The following is a 4710-nucleotide window of genomic DNA, read 5'->3' as shown; positions in this document are numbered from 1 at the left end:
GCCCTGGCCAGACATCCCCATCGCCGACCACACCCGCGACCGCGGCCATGGCCGGGTCCAGACTCGCCGCCTCCAGGTCACCACGATCGCCGGCCTCGACTTCCCCCACGCCACCCAGGCGATCCGCAGCACCCGCAGGGTTCGGTCCCTGCGCAGCCGCCGCTGGCGCACCGTGACCGCCTACGCGGTCACCAGCCTCACTGCCGCCGAGGCCAGCCCCGCGCGGCTGGCCGACTGGATCCGAGGGCACTGGGGCATCGAGGCGTTGCACCACATCCGCGATGTCACCCTCGCCGAGGACGCCTCTCAGGTCCGGACCGGTAACGCCGCCAGGGCCATGGCGAGCCTGCGCAACCTCGCGATCGGCATCCTGCGCGCCCACGGGCACCGCAACATCGCCGCCGCGCTGCGCCGCAACGCCCGCGACGCCGCCCGACTGCTGCCGCTCCTTGGCATCACCAGTCCATGAACCGACACTGCGGCACATTGCCGAGGCCCGGCGCCACCGCGCCGCGATCGTGCGCGGCCGGTCGGCACGACCGTCGCGCCGCGGGTGGACGTCACTGGGCAGGGTCGGCCAGGCGCCGCGCTCGCCACCTGGCCATCACTTGGGGGATCTCGTCGCGGAGGAACTCAAAGAACGCTCGGGTCTCCTCCAGCCGCGCGCCCGCCGGCGTGTCCGGCCCGACGGCCTTGATCCCCTCCTGCAGGTCCTGCTCCCAGCGGGCGATCATCTGGTCCCGCCGGGTGACCGCCTCATACCAGGTGTCGCTGGAGACCCGGTAGTGGTCCACCCGTTCCCCGGGCTCGCGCTCGCGCGAGACCAGCCGCAGCTGGGTCAGGTAGCGCACGGCGCCGGAGATCGCCGCCGGGCTGGCCTGCAGCAGCTCGGCCAGCTCGGCGGCGGTGCGCCGGCCGTCGTCGGCGACGAGGATCCCGGCGAACACCCGCGCGGGCATGCGCGCCATCCCCGCCTCCGCCAGGTTCAGCGCGAACCGCTCGATGAAGCGGCGGACCGCCTCCTCGTCGCGCCCGGTAGCTGAGCCCTCAGCCACGCCGCATCCTCTCCGACAGCCGTGCACCGCATATAGGTTTTGATAGTTTCTTCACTTCACAGAACTGTGAAGTGAACGTAGCATCTAAATCATTATGGATGCTACCGCCATCTCCATCGCGGGCCTGGTCAAGACCTTCGGCCCTACCCGAGCCCTCGACGGGCTCGACCTGTCGGTCCGCACCGGCGAGGTCCACGGCTTCCTCGGACCCAACGGCGCCGGCAAGACCACCACCATCCGCATCCTGCTCGGCCTGCTGCGCGCCGACGCCGGCAACGCCGAGCTGCTGGGCGGCGATCCCTGGCGCGACGCGGTCGCCCTCCACCGCCGCCTGGCCTATGTGCCCGGCGACGTCAGCTTGTGGCCCAGCCTGTCGGGCGGGGAGGTGATCGACCTGCTGGGGCGCCTGCGCGGTGGGCTGGACCCCAAACGCAGGCAGCGCCTGCTGGAGCTGTTCGACCTGGACCCCCGCAAGAAGGCGCGCACCTACTCCAAGGGCAACCGCCAGAAGGTCGCCCTAGTCGCTGCGCTGGCCTCCGACGTGGAGCTGCTGCTGCTCGACGAGCCCACCTCCGGGTTGGACCCGCTGATGGAGGCGTCCTTCCGCACCTGGATCAACAAGGAGGAACGCGCCCGCGGCCGCACCGTGCTGTTGTCCAGCCACATCCTGGCCGAGGTCGAGGCGCTGGCCGACCGCCTCAGCATCATCCGCGCCGGCCGCGTGGTGGAGTCGGGCACCCTGGCCGACCTGCGGCACCTGACCCGCACCTCGGTCACCGCCGAGCTGGCCGCCCCGCCCGACGGGCTGCTCGACCTGCCGGGCGTGCACAACCTCGAGGTCGACGGCACGCGGGTGCGCCTGCAGGTGGACACCGACAAGCTTGACGCCGTGCTGCGGCGGCTCACCGCGGTGGGCATGCGCAGCCTGGTCAGCCAGCCGCCGACCCTGGAGGAGCTGTTCCTGCGCCACTACCAGGCCGAGCAGGTCGCGACCCCCGCCGGGGACGGGCAGCCCACGCGGAAGGGGGCACGGCGATGAAGAACTTCGCCGGCACCGGCCAGCTGTTCCGGCTCGCGCTGCGCCGCGACCGGATCGTGGCAAGCGCCTGGATCCTTGGCTTGTTCCTGTACGCCTACAGCCAGGCCGCGAGCATCATCGCGCTGTACCCGACGCAGGCGGACCTGGACCGATTGGCCAGGACCGCCGAGGGCGTCGGCGCCAACCCGGCGGTGGTGGCCTTGCAGGGCCCGGCCTACGACGCCAGCACCTACGGTGGGGCCACCGCCTGGCAGCTGGTCACCCCGTGGGTCTTCCTCATCGGCCTGATGAGCCTGTTCCTGATGACCCGGCACACCCGCCAGGAGGAGGAGACCGGCCGGGCCGAGCTGGTGAGCGCCGGCGCAGTCGGCAGGTACGCCTGGCTGGCCGCGGCCCTGCTGTTCGTCCTGGCGGTCAACGCCGTGCTGGTCGTGATCACCGTTCTGGCGTTCATCGCCATGGGCCTGCCGGCGGCCGGGTCGGTCGCGCTGGTAGTCGACTGCGGCCTCAACGGCCTGGTGTTCGCCGGCGTCGCGGCGATCACCGTCCAGGTGACCCAGTACGCGCGGCCCGCCAACGGGATGGCCTTCGCGGTCTTGGGCGTGGCCTTCCTGCTGCGCGCCATCGGCGACTCGGCCGCCGAGCTGTCCTGGCTGTCGTGGCTGTCGCCCATCGGCTGGGCCGAGCGGTTCCGGCCGTTTGCCGGCGAGCAGTGGTGGGTCCTGCTCCTGCCGCTGGTGCTGCTGCTGGTCCTGCTGGTGGCGGTCGCGGCGCTGCTGGTCCGGCGCGACGTGGGCGCTGGGGTGCTGCCGGTGCGGCTGGGGCCGGCCACCGCGCCGCCCTGGCTGCGCAGCCCCCTCGCCCTGGCGTGGCGGCTTCAGCGCGGCGCCCTGCTCGGCTGGACCATCGGGGTGGCCATCGCCGGCCTGTCCTTCGGCGCCATCGCCCAGGACATGGTCCAAGCCGCCGCGGAGGACCCCGAGACCGCCAAGATGTTCTCCAGCCTCGGCGGGAGGGGCAGCATCGCCGACGTCTTCCTGGCCGCCATCCTCTCCTGGATCGGCATGCTCGCCGCCGCCTACGCCGTCCAGGCCACCCTACGGCTGCACGCTGAGGAGACCGAGCTGCGGGCCGAGCAGGTGCTGGCCACCACGGTGTCCCGGATCGGGTGGGCTGGCAGCCACCTGCTGGTGGCCGCCGTGGGCTCGGCGGTCCTGCTCGCCACCGGCGGGCTGGTGGCCGGGGTCGCCCACGGCCTGCGCGCCGGCGACCTGGGCGGCGAGCTGCCGAGGGTGCTGGGCGGCGCGCTGGTGCAACTCCCGGCGGTGTGGGTCATGGCCGGGATCGGGGCGGCGCTGTTCGGGCTGCTGCCCCGACTGGTGGTCGGCGGCACCTGGGCGGTCCTGGCGGTCGTGTTGTTCATCACGACGTTGGGGGAGCCGCTCCGGCTCGCCCAGTGGACGCTGGACCTGTCACCGTTCGCCCACCTGCCAAGGCTGCCAGCCGCCGCGTTCACCGCCACGCCCCTGGCGTGGCTGTTTGCCACCACCGCGGTGCTGGTCGCCGCCGGGCTGGCCGGGTTCCGCCGCCGCGACCTCGTCAGCACCGCCTGACCGCCTGCCGGCGCAGCCGAGTCACCCCAGCGGCACCAGCTGCCAGGCCAGCCCGAGCAAGGTCTTCCGGGCTGGTCTTCGCTGGCAACCGCCCGATCGTTGGATCATGCCTGCTCCACCCCAGACCAACACCAATACCCGGGCCATCAAGACAAATCAGCACTATGCCGAGACCCTGGGGGTGCGGTGCCGCCACGGCGGCGTTATCCGCTGAGATCGTAGCGGCACTCCCCGGATAAAGCTCGTTATCCGGGGTCCGTGTCGACTAGCTGGCAACGCCCATCCGTTCGCACAGGCCGCGTAGTTCGGCGCCGGCGGCGGCGCGGCGGGACCGCTCCAGTAGGGTGCGGGCGCACTCGATTGCCTCGGGGCTGTTGCGCACCCGCTGCGGGCCGAGCCGTTCGGCGGTGATGAGCATGCGGATGGCTTCACGGTCGCGGTTGATGCGGGCCAGGGGCCCGCCCACCCTGCACGGCCCCTATCCGCAGTGGACCCGCAAGGTCGACGGCAAGACCGTCACCAAGCTCTTCACTCCCGAACAGCTCGGCCGCTACGGGGACGCGTTCGACAACGACCGCAAGCTCAGAGGCCTGGTCGCCCAACTCGAAACGCTCTCCATCGACACCATCAGCGATGCCGAAGGCTGGAACCACCAAGAACGGACGAGGCGCCGCCCAGGGTCAGCGACGGGCGCGCTATGGCAGCCATGAGTGCAGGTGTCGTTAATCGCTTGTCGGCCGCCTTGCGCATCGTCGATGATTGCGGCCATGGCCACGACCCGACGAGCCGACATGTTCACCGCGGACGGCAGGCCGTCGGACGACGACCCGCGTGAGAGCGGACCAACGTTGGGCGACGAGCGCACCACGCTGGTCGAAGCCCTGCGCTGTGTACGCCTCACGTTGGAGATGAAGTGCTCAGGTCTTGATGCGGAGGCTATGGCGCGGCGTTCCGTCGAGCCGTCGACGATGTCGCTCCTGGGGCTGGTGCGACACCTGGCCGA

6 protein-coding genes and 1 pseudogene are annotated in these 4710 nt (G+C 71.7%); 5 read left to right on the top strand and 2 right to left on the bottom strand.

From position 1 onward, the window contains the following. Window positions 1–469, top strand: a 469-nt coding sequence (locus VG276_06955; protein HEV8649138.1) for a transposase, incomplete at its 5' end; no start/stop codon positions are given. A 91-nt stretch (window positions 470–560) separates the two neighbouring features. On the opposite strand, the gene VG276_06950 is transcribed toward VG276_06955, so the two are convergent. After that, on the bottom strand, window positions 561–1055 hold the full coding sequence (locus VG276_06950) for a MarR family transcriptional regulator (protein HEV8649137.1): 495 nt from the start codon (window positions 1053–1055) through the stop codon (window positions 561–563). Between the two features lie 94 nt (window positions 1056–1149). On the opposite strand from VG276_06950, the gene VG276_06945 reads away from it, so the two are divergent. Both VG276_06945 and VG276_06940 read left to right on the top strand, forming a co-directional pair. Then, window positions 1150–2094: an ABC transporter ATP-binding protein gene (locus tag VG276_06945; protein HEV8649136.1), complete on the top strand. Its 945-nt coding sequence runs from the start codon at window positions 1150–1152 to the stop codon at window positions 2092–2094. Continuing rightward, window positions 2091–3707 carry an ABC transporter permease gene (locus VG276_06940; GenBank protein ID HEV8649135.1) on the top strand — a complete coding sequence of 539 codons (1617 nt, stop codon included), beginning with the start codon at window positions 2091–2093 and terminating at the stop codon, window positions 3705–3707. The genes VG276_06945 and VG276_06940 overlap by 4 nt, the downstream gene beginning before the upstream one ends. A gap of 265 nt (window positions 3708–3972) precedes the next feature. Here VG276_06940 and VG276_06935 read toward each other — a convergent pair. Further along, a pseudogene (locus VG276_06935) lies at window positions 3973–4146 on the bottom strand (XRE family transcriptional regulator). Here VG276_06935 and VG276_06930 point away from each other — a divergent pair. Together VG276_06930 and VG276_06925 are read left to right on the top strand one after the other, a co-directional pair. Then, a complete protein-coding gene (locus tag VG276_06930) occupies window positions 4118–4417 on the top strand; it encodes a DUF6788 family protein (GenBank protein ID HEV8649134.1) in 300 nt (99 codons plus the stop codon). The pseudogene VG276_06935 and the gene VG276_06930 sit on opposite strands and share 29 nt — an antisense overlap. Before the next feature lie 81 nt (window positions 4418–4498). Continuing rightward, window positions 4499–4710 (top strand): DUF664 domain-containing protein (locus VG276_06925; protein ID HEV8649133.1); only part of this gene is annotated, 212 nt, incomplete at its 3' end.

The sequence above is a fragment of the Actinomycetes bacterium genome (genome assembly GCA_036000965.1).
Lineage (GTDB): Bacteria > Actinomycetota > CALGFH01 > CALGFH01 > CALGFH01 > DASYUT01.
The sequence above is the reverse complement of the archived record's forward strand: the minus strand, read 5'-3'. Positions and strand labels throughout refer to the sequence as shown.

Bases quoted from the DNA above. Each gene is read 5' to 3' on its own strand.
- VG276_06945 (HEV8649136.1), top strand. From the start codon at position 1,150: ATGGATGCTACCGCCATCTCCATCGCGGGCCTGGTCAAGACCTTCGGC.
- VG276_06940 (HEV8649135.1), top strand. From the start codon at position 2,091: ATGAAGAACTTCGCCGGCACCGGCCAGCTGTTCCGGCTCGCGCTGCGC.
- VG276_06930 (HEV8649134.1), top strand. From the start codon at position 4,118: ATGAGCATGCGGATGGCTTCACGGTCGCGGTTGATGCGGGCCAGGGGC.